Consider the following 309-nt stretch of genomic DNA (forward strand, 5'->3'; position numbering starts at 1 on the left):
TTTGGAGAGCAAGTTACAGTGGATTTGTTACACGGTAAGATGAAAAATGACGAGAAAGATGCCATCATGCAGGCTTTTAAGGAGCGAAAAACGAATATTTTGGTTTCTACCACTGTTATTGAAGTCGGAGTCAATGTGCCCAATGCAACGGTGATGGTTATTATGGATGCAGATCGTTTTGGTTTAAGCCAATTACATCAGTTGAGAGGGCGTGTGGGACGTGGTCATAAGCAGTCTTATGCAGTGTTAGTTGCTAATCCTAGAACAGAGTCTGGTAAGGAACGCATGAAGATTATGACAGAGATGACA

The 309-nt window shown here is 41.7% G+C and carries 1 protein-coding gene; it reads left to right on the forward strand.

Annotated elements, in window-relative coordinates; genetic code table 11:
• Positions 1-309 (forward strand): helicase-related protein (locus tag C1E99_RS13920; protein ID WP_269088957.1); only part of this gene is annotated, 309 nt, incomplete at both ends.

It is taken from the genome of Streptococcus suis, assembly GCF_002964045.1.
Lineage (GTDB): Bacteria > Bacillota > Bacilli > Lactobacillales > Streptococcaceae > Streptococcus > Streptococcus suis_U.